At 33.8% G+C, this 14,749-nt stretch carries 17 protein-coding genes; 11 read left to right on the top strand and 6 right to left on the bottom strand.

What is annotated here, in order from left to right; genetic code table 11:
- Positions 1–10: 10 nt before the first annotated feature.
- On the top strand, positions 11–1,399 hold the full coding sequence (locus tag THESIDRAFT1_RS03110) for a GldG family protein (RefSeq protein ID WP_006569530.1): 1,389 nt from the start codon (positions 11–13) through the stop codon (positions 1,397–1,399).
- Complete coding sequence (locus tag THESIDRAFT1_RS03105; RefSeq protein WP_006569529.1) at positions 1,396–2,298, top strand: DUF4340 domain-containing protein; 903 nt, start codon at positions 1,396–1,398, stop codon at positions 2,296–2,298. The genes THESIDRAFT1_RS03110 and THESIDRAFT1_RS03105 overlap by 4 nt, the downstream gene beginning before the upstream one ends.
- 469 nt (positions 2,299–2,767) lie before the next feature.
- Here THESIDRAFT1_RS03105 and THESIDRAFT1_RS03100 read toward each other — a convergent pair whose 3' ends face one another.
- The 4 genes from THESIDRAFT1_RS03100 to THESIDRAFT1_RS03090 all read right to left on the bottom strand — a co-directional run bounded on the left by THESIDRAFT1_RS03100 (position 2,768) and on the right by THESIDRAFT1_RS03090 (position 4,214).
- Positions 2,768–3,037: a HEPN domain-containing protein gene (locus THESIDRAFT1_RS03100; protein ID WP_029687510.1), complete on the bottom strand. Its 270-nt coding sequence runs from the start codon at positions 3,035–3,037 to the stop codon at positions 2,768–2,770.
- Complete coding sequence (locus THESIDRAFT1_RS13805) at positions 3,027–3,170, bottom strand: hypothetical protein (RefSeq protein ID WP_003867495.1); 144 nt, start codon at positions 3,168–3,170, stop codon at positions 3,027–3,029. Before THESIDRAFT1_RS13805 ends, THESIDRAFT1_RS03100 begins: the two co-directional genes overlap by 11 nt.
- Positions 3,154–3,498 carry a nucleotidyltransferase domain-containing protein gene (locus THESIDRAFT1_RS03095; protein WP_006569527.1) on the bottom strand — a complete coding sequence of 115 codons (345 nt, stop codon included), beginning with the start codon at positions 3,496–3,498 and terminating at the stop codon, positions 3,154–3,156. The genes THESIDRAFT1_RS13805 and THESIDRAFT1_RS03095 overlap by 17 nt, the downstream gene beginning before the upstream one ends.
- Positions 3,499–3,641: 143 nt before the next feature.
- Complete coding sequence (locus THESIDRAFT1_RS03090) at positions 3,642–4,214, bottom strand: Uma2 family endonuclease (RefSeq protein ID WP_003867497.1); 573 nt, start codon at positions 4,212–4,214, stop codon at positions 3,642–3,644.
- Positions 4,215–4,552: 338 nt separating this feature from the next.
- On the opposite strand from THESIDRAFT1_RS03090, the gene hisZ reads away from it, so the two are divergent.
- The 9 genes from hisZ to hisIE all read left to right on the top strand — a co-directional run bounded on the left by hisZ (position 4,553) and on the right by hisIE (position 12,076).
- A complete protein-coding gene (hisZ, locus tag THESIDRAFT1_RS03085; RefSeq protein ID WP_006569526.1) occupies positions 4,553–5,695 on the top strand; it encodes an ATP phosphoribosyltransferase regulatory subunit in 1,143 nt (380 codons plus the stop codon).
- 1 nt (position 5,696) lies between these two features.
- Complete coding sequence (hisG, locus tag THESIDRAFT1_RS03080) at positions 5,697–6,338, top strand: ATP phosphoribosyltransferase (protein WP_006569525.1); 642 nt, start codon at positions 5,697–5,699, stop codon at positions 6,336–6,338.
- Between the two features lies 1 nt (position 6,339).
- Positions 6,340–7,623 (top strand): histidinol dehydrogenase, encoded by a 1,284-nt coding sequence (gene hisD, locus THESIDRAFT1_RS03075; RefSeq protein ID WP_006569524.1) that lies wholly within the window; start codon positions 6,340–6,342, stop codon positions 7,621–7,623.
- Position 7,624: 1 nt separating this feature from the next.
- Positions 7,625–8,680, top strand: a complete 1,056-nt coding sequence (gene hisC, locus THESIDRAFT1_RS03070) for a histidinol-phosphate transaminase (RefSeq protein WP_006569523.1) — start codon at positions 7,625–7,627, stop codon at positions 8,678–8,680.
- Positions 8,677–9,261, top strand: coding sequence for an imidazoleglycerol-phosphate dehydratase HisB (gene hisB, locus THESIDRAFT1_RS03065; protein ID WP_006569522.1), 585 nt, complete (start codon positions 8,677–8,679; stop codon positions 9,259–9,261). The genes hisC and hisB overlap by 4 nt, the downstream gene beginning before the upstream one ends.
- A gap of 61 nt (positions 9,262–9,322) precedes the next feature.
- Entirely contained in the window at positions 9,323–9,934 is a 612-nt protein-coding gene (gene hisH / locus THESIDRAFT1_RS03060) for an imidazole glycerol phosphate synthase subunit HisH (protein ID WP_006569521.1), read from the top strand.
- Positions 9,925–10,632 (top strand): 1-(5-phosphoribosyl)-5-[(5-phosphoribosylamino)methylideneamino]imidazole-4-carboxamide isomerase, encoded by a 708-nt coding sequence (hisA, locus tag THESIDRAFT1_RS03055; RefSeq protein WP_006569520.1) that lies wholly within the window; start codon positions 9,925–9,927, stop codon positions 10,630–10,632. The genes hisH and hisA overlap by 10 nt, the downstream gene beginning before the upstream one ends.
- Positions 10,633–11,394, top strand: coding sequence for an imidazole glycerol phosphate synthase subunit HisF (gene hisF, locus THESIDRAFT1_RS03050; protein WP_006569519.1), 762 nt, complete (start codon positions 10,633–10,635; stop codon positions 11,392–11,394).
- A gap of 22 nt (positions 11,395–11,416) precedes the next feature.
- A complete protein-coding gene (gene hisIE, locus THESIDRAFT1_RS03045; RefSeq protein ID WP_006569518.1) occupies positions 11,417–12,076 on the top strand; it encodes a bifunctional phosphoribosyl-AMP cyclohydrolase/phosphoribosyl-ATP diphosphatase HisIE in 660 nt (219 codons plus the stop codon).
- Between the two features lie 32 nt (positions 12,077–12,108).
- Here the strand turns inward: hisIE and THESIDRAFT1_RS03040 are convergent, their stop codons facing one another.
- Both THESIDRAFT1_RS03040 and THESIDRAFT1_RS03035 read right to left on the bottom strand, forming a co-directional pair.
- Positions 12,109–13,350 (bottom strand): serine hydroxymethyltransferase, encoded by a 1,242-nt coding sequence (locus THESIDRAFT1_RS03040; protein ID WP_006569517.1) that lies wholly within the window; start codon positions 13,348–13,350, stop codon positions 12,109–12,111.
- A gap of 324 nt (positions 13,351–13,674) precedes the next feature.
- Positions 13,675–14,610, bottom strand: coding sequence for a dipeptidase (locus tag THESIDRAFT1_RS03035; protein WP_006569516.1), 936 nt, complete (start codon positions 14,608–14,610; stop codon positions 13,675–13,677).
- Between the last annotated feature and the right edge of the window lie 139 nt (positions 14,611–14,749).

Below are 14,749 nucleotides of genomic sequence, written 5' to 3'. Positions count from 1 at the left end.
GGATTAAAGAATGAATAGAACAAGGCTAAAATATGGGACTAATGCTTTTGTAATGACTGCACTTTTGTTGGCTATTCTGATATTAGCAAATGTTATTGTGGCTCAAAAACCTATAAAGTGGGACCTGACAAAAAATAAGCAATATACCCTTTCTGACCAAACAAAACAAGTATTAAAAAATCTCAAAACAGATGTTACAGTTTATGCCTTTTTCCAAGAGGGCACAACTTCAAGAGACATGGTAAAGAGCTTGTTAGACCAGTATAGAAATGTTTCTAAAAGAATAAATTATCATTTTGTAGACCCAGATAAAGAGCCGGCAATTGCTCAAAGATATGGAATTACGGATTACGACACAGTGCTTTTTATTGCAGGAAGTGGTGCTAATGAAAAAAGACAGATAGTAAATTCTTATGATATTTTTGGCATGGGTAGTCAGCCTAATACTGCTACTTTTAATGGAGAAGAACAGTTTACACAGGCTATAATTGATGTTACACAACCTAAAAAGTTAAATGCTTATATCCTTCAAGGACATGATGAATTAAACAGTATTGACTATTTGGTGACTTTTAAAAACGCTTTGAGAGGAGAAGGATATAATGTAGAAGATTTAAATATAGGACAGGCAGGAGGAATACCAAAAAATACAGACTTATTAGTTATTGTTAACCCAAGAAGAGACTTTACTGACAAGGAAATGGCTGCTTTAAAAGAATACTTTGACAAAGGCGGAAAAGCAATCATTGCAATGGGGGCAGAATATGGGCCTTTGACTCAAAAATCTGTAAATGAGCTTTTGTCTACTTGGGGTGTAAAATTTGACAATGACGTTGTAGTAGATCAAGGAAGGAATTATTTTATGGACCCGCTTTCTCCAGTTCCTCAGTACAAATTTCATACTATAACTAATAAATTGGATTTATCAAACTTGTACGTTGTAATGCCAATGTCAAGAAGTATTTCTTATCCTGATAAACCAACAGAAAATATAACTATAGAGCAATTGCTTTCAACCAGTGATAAAGCTTGGGGTAAAACCGATTTTAACTCAAAAGATGCTAATTTTCAAAAAGGTGATATCAAAGGTCCTTTAAGCTTAGGCTTAGCTATATCCGATTCAAAGACAGGAATGAAGATTGTAGCTATTGGAAGTAGCATGATGTTTACTGATAAAATAATTACATTGGAAGCTAATAGAGACTTTTTAATGAACAGTGCTAACTGGTTAGCGGATAAGACAACACAGATTTCTATACGTCCTAAATCCCTTGAGTTTAATCAGATTTTCCTAACCGGCAAACAAGCTGCTATACTCTTTTATACCACAGTTGTAACTATTCCACTGGTAATGTGGATAATTGGAGGATACATGTGGTATAGGAGGAAGACATTATGAAGATTTTTAAAACCACTATTGTTTTGCTGGTAATATTCGCTGTTCTTTTTGGCTACTATTTTTATGAAAGTAAGACCAATAAACCTGTTAAAAAGGACAACAAAATTTTTACCTTCAAAAATAACGATGTAAATTCTTTAAAAATAGAAAAAGAAGGGAAAACTTTAATTGATTTTAAAAAAGAAGGCGATACATGGTTTATAAAAGAACCTATTGACTACAAAGCAGATAGCATTTATGTTGATGAATTATTAGACAGCTTGACATCTCTCACTTTTGATAGAACGTTAGAAGGTGATTTATCCACTTATGGTCTTGACAAACCTTCTTATGCGATAAAAGTATCTTTGAAAAATGGAAAAAGCTATTCACTTTTTATAGGTAATAAATCTCCTGTAAAAGAAAATTACCAAGAGGGTTATTATGCAAAAACTGATGGAGATAAAATTTACAGAGTCAATGCTTCTTCTTTAGAGAATTTCTTTCTGACAGATGATTACGTATATAAATATATGGAAAAATTTGTAGTGTCTATTCCAAAGAATGAAATAACTAAATTAGTTTTCTATCAAGATGGAAAAGAGTATCAAATACAAAAAGGTGAAAAAGATAACTGGCAAATTGATGGGAAAGCTATTAAAGCTGATGATGTGGACAATCTCTTAGACGGAATAGTGTTACTTCAAATTAGTGGATTAGATGAAGGAAAAAATATTTCACAAGCAGATCAGCCTTTTGCTTTTGATGTGTATGGCAAGGACAAAGTAGAAAAAATAAGCTTTGCTAAAAGAGATGCAGAAAATAAATATGTGCTTATTAATGGACATTGCATAGGACAATATGTAACTTTGAAAGACATAAAAAATCTGCAAGATACTTTTGATAAACTTATTAAGTAAAATTATAGAAAGGCAGAAACTGTATGTTTCTGCCTTAAATTTATACTAAGCTTTTAAATGCAAAGTGCGTTGTAGGAGTATTTAATGTAATTTTTAAAATTACAAATTATACGCTATGCGAAAACCTTCGTGAATGGCATCTATAAATTTTCTAGGCTTGACACAATCTCCAATAGCATAAACGGGTATATTTTCTTCTTCAATGGACTTCAATAAATCATTTTTAGGTTTGGAGCCAACTGCCATTACGACTGGATAATGATGATACTCCAATTATTAGTAATGTCAAGAGCTTTGTGTATCTTTAGTAAAACTTTGTTTGCTTTTTATGGGTTCATTCCATTTAATACACTAAGCTGAGGAAGACGACCATTTTCTCTTACTGTTAGACTTAGCATCAACTAAATAAAAGAGGAGCTTTTTCTCTAAGAGACCTTAAATTCTAGGTCATAATAGTAAGGTTAAGGTTTTATTCTTTTTTCTTATCTTCTATAAGTTTAATTATATATTTCACAGAATTTTCAGCTTTTTCAAATGCCTTGGTAGCATTATCTTTATTAGGTTTGCCACCAGGTAAATAGCCAATAGGAGCACTTGGATATCTTGTTGGAATATAATAGGAGTCTAAAAATTCCATATCATCTCTCAAAATTTCAAATTCTTTGTCCAAGTTTATACACAATTCTAACAAAGTGATCAAATTGTGTACTTTAGGAGGATTTATATTATTAAAAACCAAATAGGCTTTTAAAGCTTTTTCTACAGCTTGCTGCGAATGGACACAAACAATAAGTTTTTAACAGTTCTTTTGCTGCCTTCAAATCGTCATTAGCATAATCTAACCACTGACTATATTTATGAACTTCTGTCATACAATATGACCCCCTTCTTGAGTACCTCTTCGGTATAAAATAGGTCTCTATTCTTCTTAAACAACTCTTCTTCTGGTGTATATACTAAAAAATCAACTCCTACTCTAGGATGGGTAAGCCTCATTAAATATAAAGTTCTGTCAGCAAATCTTAAATCTGTATCCATTATCACGACTAAGTCAATATCGCTCCATTCCTTAGCAGTACCATTAGCCATTGACCCGAAAAGTATTATCTTCTCTGGATTGCACTTTTCAATAATAATATTCGTTATCCTCTTTAGCTCATCTTCTAAGGAATACTTTAATAATTCAGTAGCTTCTATCATAAAAAACACCTCTTTATTAGACTCTCCCTTTTATCCATCAACGTTTGACAGGAGTAGCGACTGTAACATTTTTAGTTCCGGAAGAAATGTTAAAGAAAAAGGAATTCAGTCTACACAAAATTTTCTACAGTATCAGTTTCTATTCATATTAGTACTGTTTTTAAATCAATCACAAGATCTTCAAAAATAGAAACTTTAACTTTATCATCTTGTGTATATATGTCGGGTCGTCCATATCTTTCATTATCCTGTAAAATAAACACACTTAGGATTTTGTTTTCGGGTTCTACTATCCAATATTCTTTCACACCATACTTTTCATACAAGTTAAACTTGTGGAGTTTATCTTTCTGTGCTGTTGAAGGCGAAATAATTTCGATTATCAAATCAGGAGCTCCCGTACATCCCTTCTCATCAAGCTTGGATTCATCACACACAACAACTATATCAGGCTGAACTACAGTCTTTATATTTTCCTCGTCCTTCTCATTTCCGTCAGGAAACCTTACATCAAAAGGTGCCATATATACTTCACACGATTTATCTTTGAGATAATCAAAAAATTGGTAAAAAAGCTGTCCCAAGATCCTTTGATGAGTTCTTGAAGGGGAAGTCATCAAGTAAATTTGGCCATCAACCAGTTCTATTCTTTCATTTTCTGGCCACGCTATATAATCTGCATAAGTATATATTTTATTTTCTTTTGACAACGGCATATTTAACACCTTCTTTCAAATTAGATTAAAAGCTTTTATTTCTCTTATGTAAATTGCCAAAACATCCACACCTTTTTCATCTAACAGTAAATACATTATTCACATTTAACTCCTTTTATATTTAATTATACCACAACAACCTTAAGTCTTCTTCAAATAATGTAAAATTTCACTTTTTGATTTTGCGCGTGGATTTACAATGCAAGCAGGATAATATTCAGTACGTCTCTGCCTATTTGTCTATGCTTGACATACATTGAAAATTAGGATACAATAAAAGAAGTACAGTTTATTACTTTATCACGTTACAAAGACAGAGTAAATTGTGGGGTGTTTTAATGATATATTTGCCTGATGGTGTACAAGATTTTTTGCCGGAAGAATATAGAGTTAAGCGCAAAATAGAAGAAAAGTTTAGAGAGGTTTTTATAAAATTTGGCTATCAAGAGATAATGCCTCCTACGTTTGAATATAGCGATAATTTTTCTGTTTTGTTTGATGAAAACAATTTGTACAGATTTTTCGATAAAAAGGGAAATATATTAGCTTTAAGGCCAGATGTGACTACTCAAATAGCGAGAATTGTCTCTACGAAGTTAAAAGGTAGTTTCCCACTTAAGTTATGCTATGTCGCTAATGTCTATCGCTATGATGATCCCCAGGTAGGAAAAATGAGAGAGTTTACTCAGGCAGGGATTGAACTTATAGGTACAAATCATGAAGAATCTGATGCAGAGATAATAACAGTTGCGATAGAGGCTTTAAAGAGTATTGGAATAGAGGACTTTAAAGTGGACGTGGGACAGGTGGAATTTTTTAAAAGAGTAGTGGAAGATTTAGAGCTACAAAATGAAGAAATAAACCTTTTAAGAGAGTTTTTGCAACAGAAAAATCAATCTGCGATAGAAGAATTCATAAATGATAAAGGAATTAGGGGCAAAAAAGCAAAGTTTTTAAGTGAACTTCCTCTTTTATTTGGTGGCGAAGAAGTGCTTAAAAGAGTAAAAGAGCTTTATGATACTCCTAAACTAGGTGAAACGATAGATTACCTTGAAAGAGTATATAGAATATTAAAAGATTTTGGTATGGAAGAGTATATAAGTTTTGACTTAGGAATGGTGCAAAATCTTAATTATTATACTGGTATCATATTCAGGTGTTTTGTTAAAGGGATTGGTTATGCTATATGTACCGGAGGAAGGTATGATGGTCTTTTAGGGATTTTTGGAGAGCACATTCCGGCGACAGGTTTTGCTATAAGTGTGGAAAGGTCAATGTTAGCACTTCAAAAACAGAAAAAAGATATTATTGATAAATCCTGGAGAGTTTTAATAAAATACAAGGAAAACTTAAGAAGTAATGCTTACAAGAAAGCCACTTTGTTAAGAGGTGAGGGAAAAATTGTAGAGATGTATAGCTATGAAAAAGCGAAGCATGTTGATGAAAATAGCTTTGACGAAATTATAGATATGGAGGAATAATATGGAAAATATTTCTATTGCACTGCCAAAAGGTAGAATGGCAGATAGTGCTATAACTTTGTTTGAAAAGGCAGGAATTGCTGAGAATATTTTAAAAGATATTTCTCGAAAGCTTGTGGTTAATGACTATAAAAATTTAATGAAGTTTATGTTGGTAAAGCCGATAGATGTGCCCACATATGTAGAGCACGGGGCAGCTGATTTGGGGATTTGTGGAAAAGACATTCTCTTAGAGCAAAAAAAAGATTGTTATGAAGTTTTAGATTTAAAATTCGGTTTTTGTAAAATGGTGGTTGCGGGGCCTAAAGAGGCAAAGGACAGTTTTCTTACTAATAAAAGAGTTGCAACAAAGTTTCCCAATATTGCAGAAGAATTTTTCAGGCAAAAGGGAGAAAATGTAGAAATAATTAAGCTGAATGGTTCTGTTGAGCTTGCACCTATCGTGGGGTTGTCAGAGGTAATTGTAGACATTGTAGAGACAGGCAATACTTTAAGAGAAAATGGTCTTATAGTCATTGAAGAAATTTTTCCTTCCAGTGCGAGATTGATAGTGAATAAAGCCAGTCTTAAAACTAAAAGCCAGAGAATAAAAGAGATAATTATAAAATTAAAAGAGGTTGTGGAAAGTTTTAAGGAGGTTTAAAATGATTGAGATATTTGATTTTCGAAAGGGAATTGACAATGGTATTTTACAAAAGCTTCACAACAGAAGTAAATTAGAGAATAAAGAAATAGCAAAAAAAGTGGAAGAAATAATTTCAAACGTAAGAGAGAGAAAAGACAAGGCTTTGTTTGAGTATACTTACATGTTTGACGGAATAAATCTTGACAAAAGTACTGTAAAAGTTACGAAAGAGGAAATAAAAAATGCTTATAAAGAAGTGGAAGGAGAATTTTTAAAAGCGATTGACAAAGCTATCAAAAACATAACAGAATTTCATGAAAAGCAAAAACAGTCTACATGGATGGATTTTAAAGAGGGAATAATTTATGGGCAAATAATAAGGCCCCTTTCTCAAGTTGGAATTTATGTGCCGGGGGGAACTGCTGCATATCCTTCTTCAGTTTTGATGAATGGAATACCTGCAAAGGTGGCTGGTGTAGAGAAAATAGTGATGGTTTCTCCGACTGGTAAGAAGGGAATAAACCCTTATGTGTTAGTGGCTGCAGACAAGATAGGAATAGAGGATATATATAAAGTTGGAGGCGCACAGGCTGTTGCAGCCTTGGCATTTGGGACAGAGTCAATACCTAAGGTTGATAAAATAGTTGGCCCGGGAAATATTTTTGTCGCACTGGCTAAAAGAGCTCTTTACGGACATGTGGATATTGATATGGTGGCAGGCCCCAGCGAAGTTTTAGTTATAGCTGACGAAACTGCTAATCCTAAATATGTGGCGGCGGACCTGTTGTCACAGGCGGAACATGATGTAATGGCATCTTCAATACTTGTCACAACATCTTTGGAGGTTGCGCAACAAGTAAAAATAGAAATTGAAAGGCAAATGGAATATCTTGAAAGGAAAGAAATAATTGAAAAGTCTTTAAAAAATTTTGGCGCGATAATTGTTGTAAATAATTTAAAAGAAGGAATTGGTATTGCAAATGACATAGCTCCGGAGCATTTAGAGCTTAACATTTCCAATGCCTTTGAAATAATTGGTGAAGTCAAGAATGCAGGAGCAGTCTTTGTGGGAGAATATTCTCCAGAACCCTTAGGAGATTACCTTGCTGGTCCTAACCATGTGCTTCCTACCAGTGGAACAGCAAGGTTTTTCTCGCCTCTTTCTGTGACGGACTTTATCAAAAAGATGAATATTCTCTATTATTCTAAGGATTCTTTAGAAGAGGTAAAAAAGGATGTAATCACTTTTGCAAATTCAGAAGGGCTTACCGCTCATGCTAATTCTATAAAAGTGAGGTTTTAAAATGATTGAGAATTTGGTGAGAGAAGAAATTAAGGGATTCAAAAATTATGAAGTCCACAGTGTACCTTATAAATATAAAATGGATGCAAATGAAACGCCTTTTGAACTTCCTGAAGAAGTGATAAAAAATATTCAAGAGATTGTAAAATCTTCTCAAGTAAATGTATATCCAGACCCTACTGCAGAAAAGTTAAAAGAAGAATTGGCACGATATTGTGGAGTAGAGCCTACAAACATATTTGTGGGAAATGGCTCGGATGAGATAATCCACCTTATTATGCTGGCTTTCATAAACAAAGGCGATGTGGTAGTATATCCTCATCCTTCTTTTGCGATGTACAGTGTATACAGCAAAATCGCGGGAGCAGTCGAAATACCTGTAAGGTTGAGAGAAGATTATAATTACGATGTTGATAGTTTTATTAAAGTTATAGAAAAATATCAGCCTAAATTAGTGTTTTTGTGCAACCCTAATAATCCAACAGGAAGTGTCATAGAAAGAGAAGATATAATGAAAATAATACAAAAAAGCCATGGAATTGTAGTTGTTGACGAAGCTTATTTTGAGTTTTATGGTAATACAATTGTAGATGCTATAAATGAATTTGAAAACTTAATTGTTTTAAGAACCTTATCTAAGGCTTTTGGACTTGCCGGTTTGAGAGTGGGATATGCTGTAGCTAACGAGAATATTTTAAAGTATTTAAACCTTGTGAAATCACCTTATAACATTAACTCTTTATCTCAGGTAATAGCTTTGAAGGTTTTAAGGACAGATGTTTTAAAAGAAAGAATTAACTACATTTTAGAAGAAAGAGAGCGTCTGATAAAAGAGTTAACTAAAATTCCTGGCGTTAAAGTTTATCCCTCAAAAACGAATTTTATATTGGTAAAATTTAAAGATGCAGATTATGTGTACCAGGGGCTTTTAGAAAGAGGAATTTTGGTGAGAGATTTTTCAAAGGTAGAAGGGCTTGAAGGAGCTTTAAGGATAACAGTAAGTAGCCGAGAAGCTAATGATTATTTAATAAATGGGTTAAAGGAGTTATTGCTATGAGGAAGGCGGAAGTTAAAAGAAAAACTAAAGAGACGGATATATACGTTGAACTTAATATTGACGGAAAAGGAAATTATGACATAGCTACAGGAATAGGTTTTTTTGACCACATGCTTTCTTTATTTGCCAAGCATGGACTTTTTGATTTAAAAGTGGTGGCAAAGGGAGATTTAGAGGTAGACACTCATCACACTGTTGAAGACGTAGGTATTGTATTGGGCAATGCTTTTTTAAAGGCTGCCGGCGATAAAAAATCTATTAAGAGGTTTAGTACATTTTATGTACCCATGGACGAAGCCTTAGTGAGAGTTTCTGTAGACATAAGTGGAAGGCCTTTTTTATACTGTGATTTGCCTTTAAAAGCTGAAAGAGTTGGAAATTTTGAAACGGAAAATGTGGAGGAATTTTTGAGAGCCTTTGCTTACAACTTTGGCATTACACTGCATGTAGAACTTTTGCACGGCGGTAACAGTCATCACATTATAGAGGCAACTTTTAAAGCACTGGGGAGGGCCCTTGATGAGGCATTGAGAATAGATGAAAGGGTAGAAGGTATACCTTCTACTAAAGGGATTTTATAAAGATACAGTTTAAGGGAGATTGCATATACTTTACACGTAACTTAAGTGAGGTGGTGAAAACTTGATAGGGATTATTGACTATGGAATGGGAAATTTAAGGAGTGTAGAAAAGGCATTTGAATACGTAGGCTATGAAGCAAAAATTATAAAAGATGTAGATTCGGTAAAAGAGGCTCATGCATTAGTTCTTCCTGGAGTGGGCGCTTTTCCTGATGCGATGGATACTCTCATTAAAACAAGCATGTTAGAAGAGATAAAAAGACAAATTGATAAAGGTAAGTTGTTTCTTGGGATATGTTTAGGGATGCAGCTTTTATTTGAAAAGGGTTTTGAGATAGAAGAAACTGAGGGCTTTAAGATTTTTAAAGGGCAAGTAATAGAACTTCCAAAGCATAATAAAATTCCTCACATGGGATGGAATAGTCTTGAAATAAAAAAGGAAACTCCACTTCTTAAAGGAGTGGAGAATGGAGATTATGCGTATTTTGTTCATTCTTATTATGTAGCCAACAATGAAGAGAAATATGTGTATGCAGTGACTGATTATGGTGTTCAGATTCCTGCAGTTATAATTAAAGACAATGTTTTTTCTTGTCAATTCCATCCTGAGAAGAGCGGAAAAGTGGGGCTTAAAATTTTAAAGAATTTTGGAGAGATGGCAAAATGGTTTTAATACCTGCAATTGATATTATGGAAGAAAAATGTGTAAGGCTTACAAAAGGAGATTTTAATACCAAAGAGGTTTATTATGAAAATCCCGTTGACGTAGCTAAAATGTGGGAGGAATTAGGAGCAAAGAGAATTCATGTGGTAGATTTAGATGGTGCAAAACAAGGTCATTTGGTAAATGGTAATATCATTGAACAGATTATAAAAAGTTGTAAAGCCGAGATAGAAGTAGGTGGAGGAATAAGGAATAGAGAAACTATCGATTATCTTTTTTCTGCAGGTGTTAAGTATGTAATTTTAGGTTCGGCGGCAATATATGACAAAGACCTTCTTCTTTATTCCCTTTCCAATTACGGAGAAAGGACGATAGTGGGTATAGATTCAAAGAATGGAGAAGTTGCCGTAAGTGGATGGCTTGAAAAGACTAAAATAAAAGATATGGAGTTAGCTAAAAAAATGAAAGAAATAGGAGTAAAAACGATAATTTTCACTGATATTTCTAAAGATGGAACTCTTAATGGACCAAATTTTAAAGCTTTAGAAAATATTTTAAAAACAGGTGTTCAAGTGATAGCATCAGGAGGAATATCCTCAATTGAGGATTTAAAAAAGCTTAAAGAGATGGGAGCATATGGTGCGATAATTGGAAAAGCCTTATATATTGGAAAAATAAACTTTAAAAGTGCTTTGGAGGTAATATAAATGCTTGCAAAAAGAATAATTCCTTGTTTAGATGTGAAAGACGGAAGGGTAGTAAAAGGAGTTAACTTTTTAAATTTAAAAGATGCGGGAGACCCTGTCCAGATAGCATCAGAGTACAATGAATTAGGAGCAGATGAGCTTGTATTTTTGGACATTACTGCTTCTTATGAAAAACGAAAAATAATGATAGAAGTTGTAAAAAGGACTTCTGAAAAAGTATTTATTCCTTTAACTGTTGGTGGTGGAATTTCAGACCTTGACGATATAAAAGATATTCTAAGAGCAGGGGCTGATAAGGTTTCAATAAATACCCAAGCTGTGAAACAACCAACCCTTATTCGTCAGGCCGCTGTGCGTTTTGGAAGCCAATGTGTGGTCGTAGCAATTGATGCCAAGAGGCGAAGTGATGGCTCGGGCTTTGATGTGTATATAAATGGCGGAAGGGTAAACACAGGACTTGATGCTGTTGAGTGGGCTAAAAAAGTAGAGTCTTTAGGAGCAGGAGAAATACTTCTTACAAGTATGGACAAAGACGGTACTAAAGATGGGTATGATATAGAACTTACAAGGAGGATAAGCGAGGCTGTAAATATTCCTGTTATAGCTTCTGGAGGTGCAGGAAAGAAAGAGCATTTTAAAGAGGTTTTTACTGAAGGCAAAGCTGATGCTGCGTTAGCGGCTTCTGTGTTTCATTACAGGGAGTTGGAAATAAAAGAAGTTAAAAAATATTTAAAAGAAGAGGGTATACCAGTGAGAATTTAAATTTATCGAAAGGATGTAGAGAATGATTGATATAGAGAAATTAAAGTTTGATGAAAAAGGACTTATTCCTGCGATTGTGCAAGACTACAACACAAAACAAGTATTAATGTTGGCTTATATGAATGAGGAAAGTTTAAAATTAAGCTTGGAAAAGGGAGAAACTTATTTTTTTAGCAGAAGTAGAAAGGAAATTTGGCATAAAGGGGAAACTTCAGGTAATACCCAAAAGATAAAAAACATATTTTATGACTGCGATGAAGACGCTTTGCTAATTGAGGTGGATCCAAAAGGGCCGGCATGCCATACAGGGAATGTAAGCTGTTTTTATAGAAGCTTTTTAGGTGAAATTGAAAATTATGACATGGAAATACTTAAAAAGCTATATGAACGGGTAAAAGATAGAAAGACAAACCCGGTAGAAGGGTCTTATACAAACTATTTATTTGAAAAAGGCTTAGATAAGATTTTAAAGAAAATTGGCGAAGAAACTACGGAGGTAGTGATAGCTTCCAAAAATGACTCCAAAGAAGAGATAGTGTATGAGGTTTCAGATTTACTTTATCATCTAATAGTTTTGTTAGTTGACAAAGGGATAAAACTTGAGGATGTATACAGTGAGCTTGGCAGAAGGTATTATAAGCCAAAGGAATTTAAAGAAGAACATAAAGAGAGAAAGAAATAGGGAAAGTCAGTAAAAGACTTTCCCTATCTTCTTTATATGAGGTCCTCATAAAGAGGGTATTTTTTGAGCAGATTTGCTACTCTTTCTTTTGCTTTTTCTTTATAGTTTTCATCCCTTATTACATTGACTATAATGTCCGCTATTTCTACCATGTCTTCAGGTTTCATACCTCTTGTCGTAACAGCTGGAGTTCCCAGTCTCACACCAGAAGTTATATTTGGCCCTAATGGGTCAAAGGGTATAGCATTTTTGTTGCAAGTTATGTTTACTTCATCTAATCTTGTTTCTAACTCTTTGCCTGTTATTCCTGTATTTCTTAAATCCAACAACATCAAGTGGTTATCAGTTCCACCTGACACTAAATTTATTCCTCTTTCCATTAATGCATTTGCTAAAGCTTTTGCATTTTCGACAATTCTTTTTTGATATTCTTTGAATTCATCGGTGAGAGCTTCTTTAAAACAAACGGCTTTTGCTGCTATTATATGCATTAAAGGGCCACCTTGTGTGCCCGGGAAGAGTGCTTTGTCTATTGCTTTTGCGTATTCTTCTTTACAAAGAATAGCTCCTCCTCTTGGGCCTCTTAAAGTCTTATGGGTGGTAGTCGTAACGACATCTGCATAAGGAACAGGATTAGGATGAAGACCTGCTGCTACAAGACCAGCTATATGAGCCATGTCTACCATGAGGTAAGCTCCAACCTTGTCTGCAATTTCTCTAAATCTCTTAAAATCGATTATCCTTGGGTAAGCGCTAGCACCTGCAACAATCAATTTGGGTTTGTGCTTTTTTGCAAGTTTTTCTACTTCATCATAGTCTATATATCCTGTATCTTCTCTTACTCCGTAAGATACGAAATTATAGATTTGGCCTGAAAAATTGACTTTGCTTCCATGAGTGAGGTGCCCTCCATGGGCTAAATCCATTCCCAGCACAGTATCTCCTGGCTTTATAAAAGCAAAATAAGCAGCCATGTTTGCCTGTGCTCCTGAATGAGGTTGTACATTTGCGTGTTCAGCACCAAAAAGTTTTTTGAGCCTTTCTCTTGCTAACTCTTCAGCTATATCCACATATTCGCAACCGCCGTAATACCTTTTATTTGGATACCCTTCTGCGTATTTATTAGTAAGAGGGGACCCCATTGCTTCCATTACAGCTCTACTTACAAAATTTTCAGAAGCTATGAGCTCTATTTTATTTCTCTGCCTTATAAGTTCCTTTTCAATTGCGTCTGCAATTTCTGGATCGGTTTTTCTTATTATTTCAATATCCATGACTTTACCCCCTATGTTTCATTTCTACTTCTATTATAAATTTTTTGTATACTATATTCAATAACAAATCTCTCATCGCAGTGTCATAATTAACAAAAATTTAATATAAATTTAACAAAATTAACGAGATTTTAATTTTAAAACTCACAAATTTGGTTATAATATAAGATGAGCTCCCTTAAAGATACCCCCTATCCCTCAAAAAAATTTTATTGAGGTCTTGATTTTTTTGAAAAAGGACTGTATAATGTATACTTGGTCAAAACAATGACTCCCCCTTTAACATATGCAAGCCCTTGGAATATTCCAGGGCTCCTTTTGTTTTTATATCAAAATTTTCTTTATGAGATTTTCAAAATTTTTGTGAGTAATTTTAGCAATTTGTTCTTCAGTATATCCTCTTTTTATTAGGCCTTCTACAATTTTAGGAAAGTGTGATATATCTTCTAAACCTTCTGGTGTACTGCTAATCCCATCAAAGTCAGAACCAAAACCTACATAATCTTCTCCTACTAATTCGCATATATAATCTATATGATTTAAAACATCTTCTAATGTAGCTTGACCTTCATCTCTTAAAAATTGTGGAGCAAAATTTATTCCAATTACACCGCCTTTTTGAGCTATCGCTTTTATTTGCTCATCTGTCAAATTTCTTCTGTGGGAGCATAGGGTTTTAGCATTAGAATGAGAAGCTATAATAGGTTTCTCACTAAGTTCTACTACATCCCAAAATCCTTTTTCATTAAGATGAGATACATCTACAATCATTCCTAGGCGATTCATCTCTTTTACAACTTCTTTGCCAAAGGAGGTAAGCCCCGATTCTTTAACACCGTCTACTCCGTCCCCTAAATCGTTTCTCAAACTCCATGTTAAAGTGAGAGCTCTTACTCCTAATTTGTAAAACATCCTAAGAAGAGAAATTTCACCTTCTAAAACTTCGCCACCTTCTATAGAAAGCAATGCTCCAATTTTTCCTTTTTCTTTTGCTTTATCTATATCTTCTCCTTTTAATATTAATCTAAATTCTTTTGTTTCTTCGATTACTTCATGCATTTTGTCAATCATCTTTAAAGCCATTGTAGCAGCATTTTTTCTCATCTGTGTTGGGTCTACAAATACAGCAAAAACCTGTAAGTGAACTTTACCTTCTTTCATCCTTTGTAAATCCACATGACCTTCTTTTGACCTTTCAGTGAAATCTATTTTTTTGTCCACTAAATGATAAAGAGTATCACAGTGAAAATCTACAAACATATTCATCCTTCCCCCTTTTTATTTTTTCTTCGTAGTATGATTGTATCACAACAAAATATTTTTCAAAATTTGAGATTATTAATTAAAAATTAATTATCATGTAATAATTTGTTCATAAATGTATAGTACAATAATAGCA

The organism is Thermoanaerobacter siderophilus SR4 (assembly GCF_000262445.1).
GTDB lineage: Bacteria > Bacillota > Thermoanaerobacteria > Thermoanaerobacterales > Thermoanaerobacteraceae > Thermoanaerobacter > Thermoanaerobacter ethanolicus.
The sequence above is the reverse complement of the archived record's forward strand: the minus strand, read 5'-3'. Positions and strand labels throughout refer to the sequence as shown.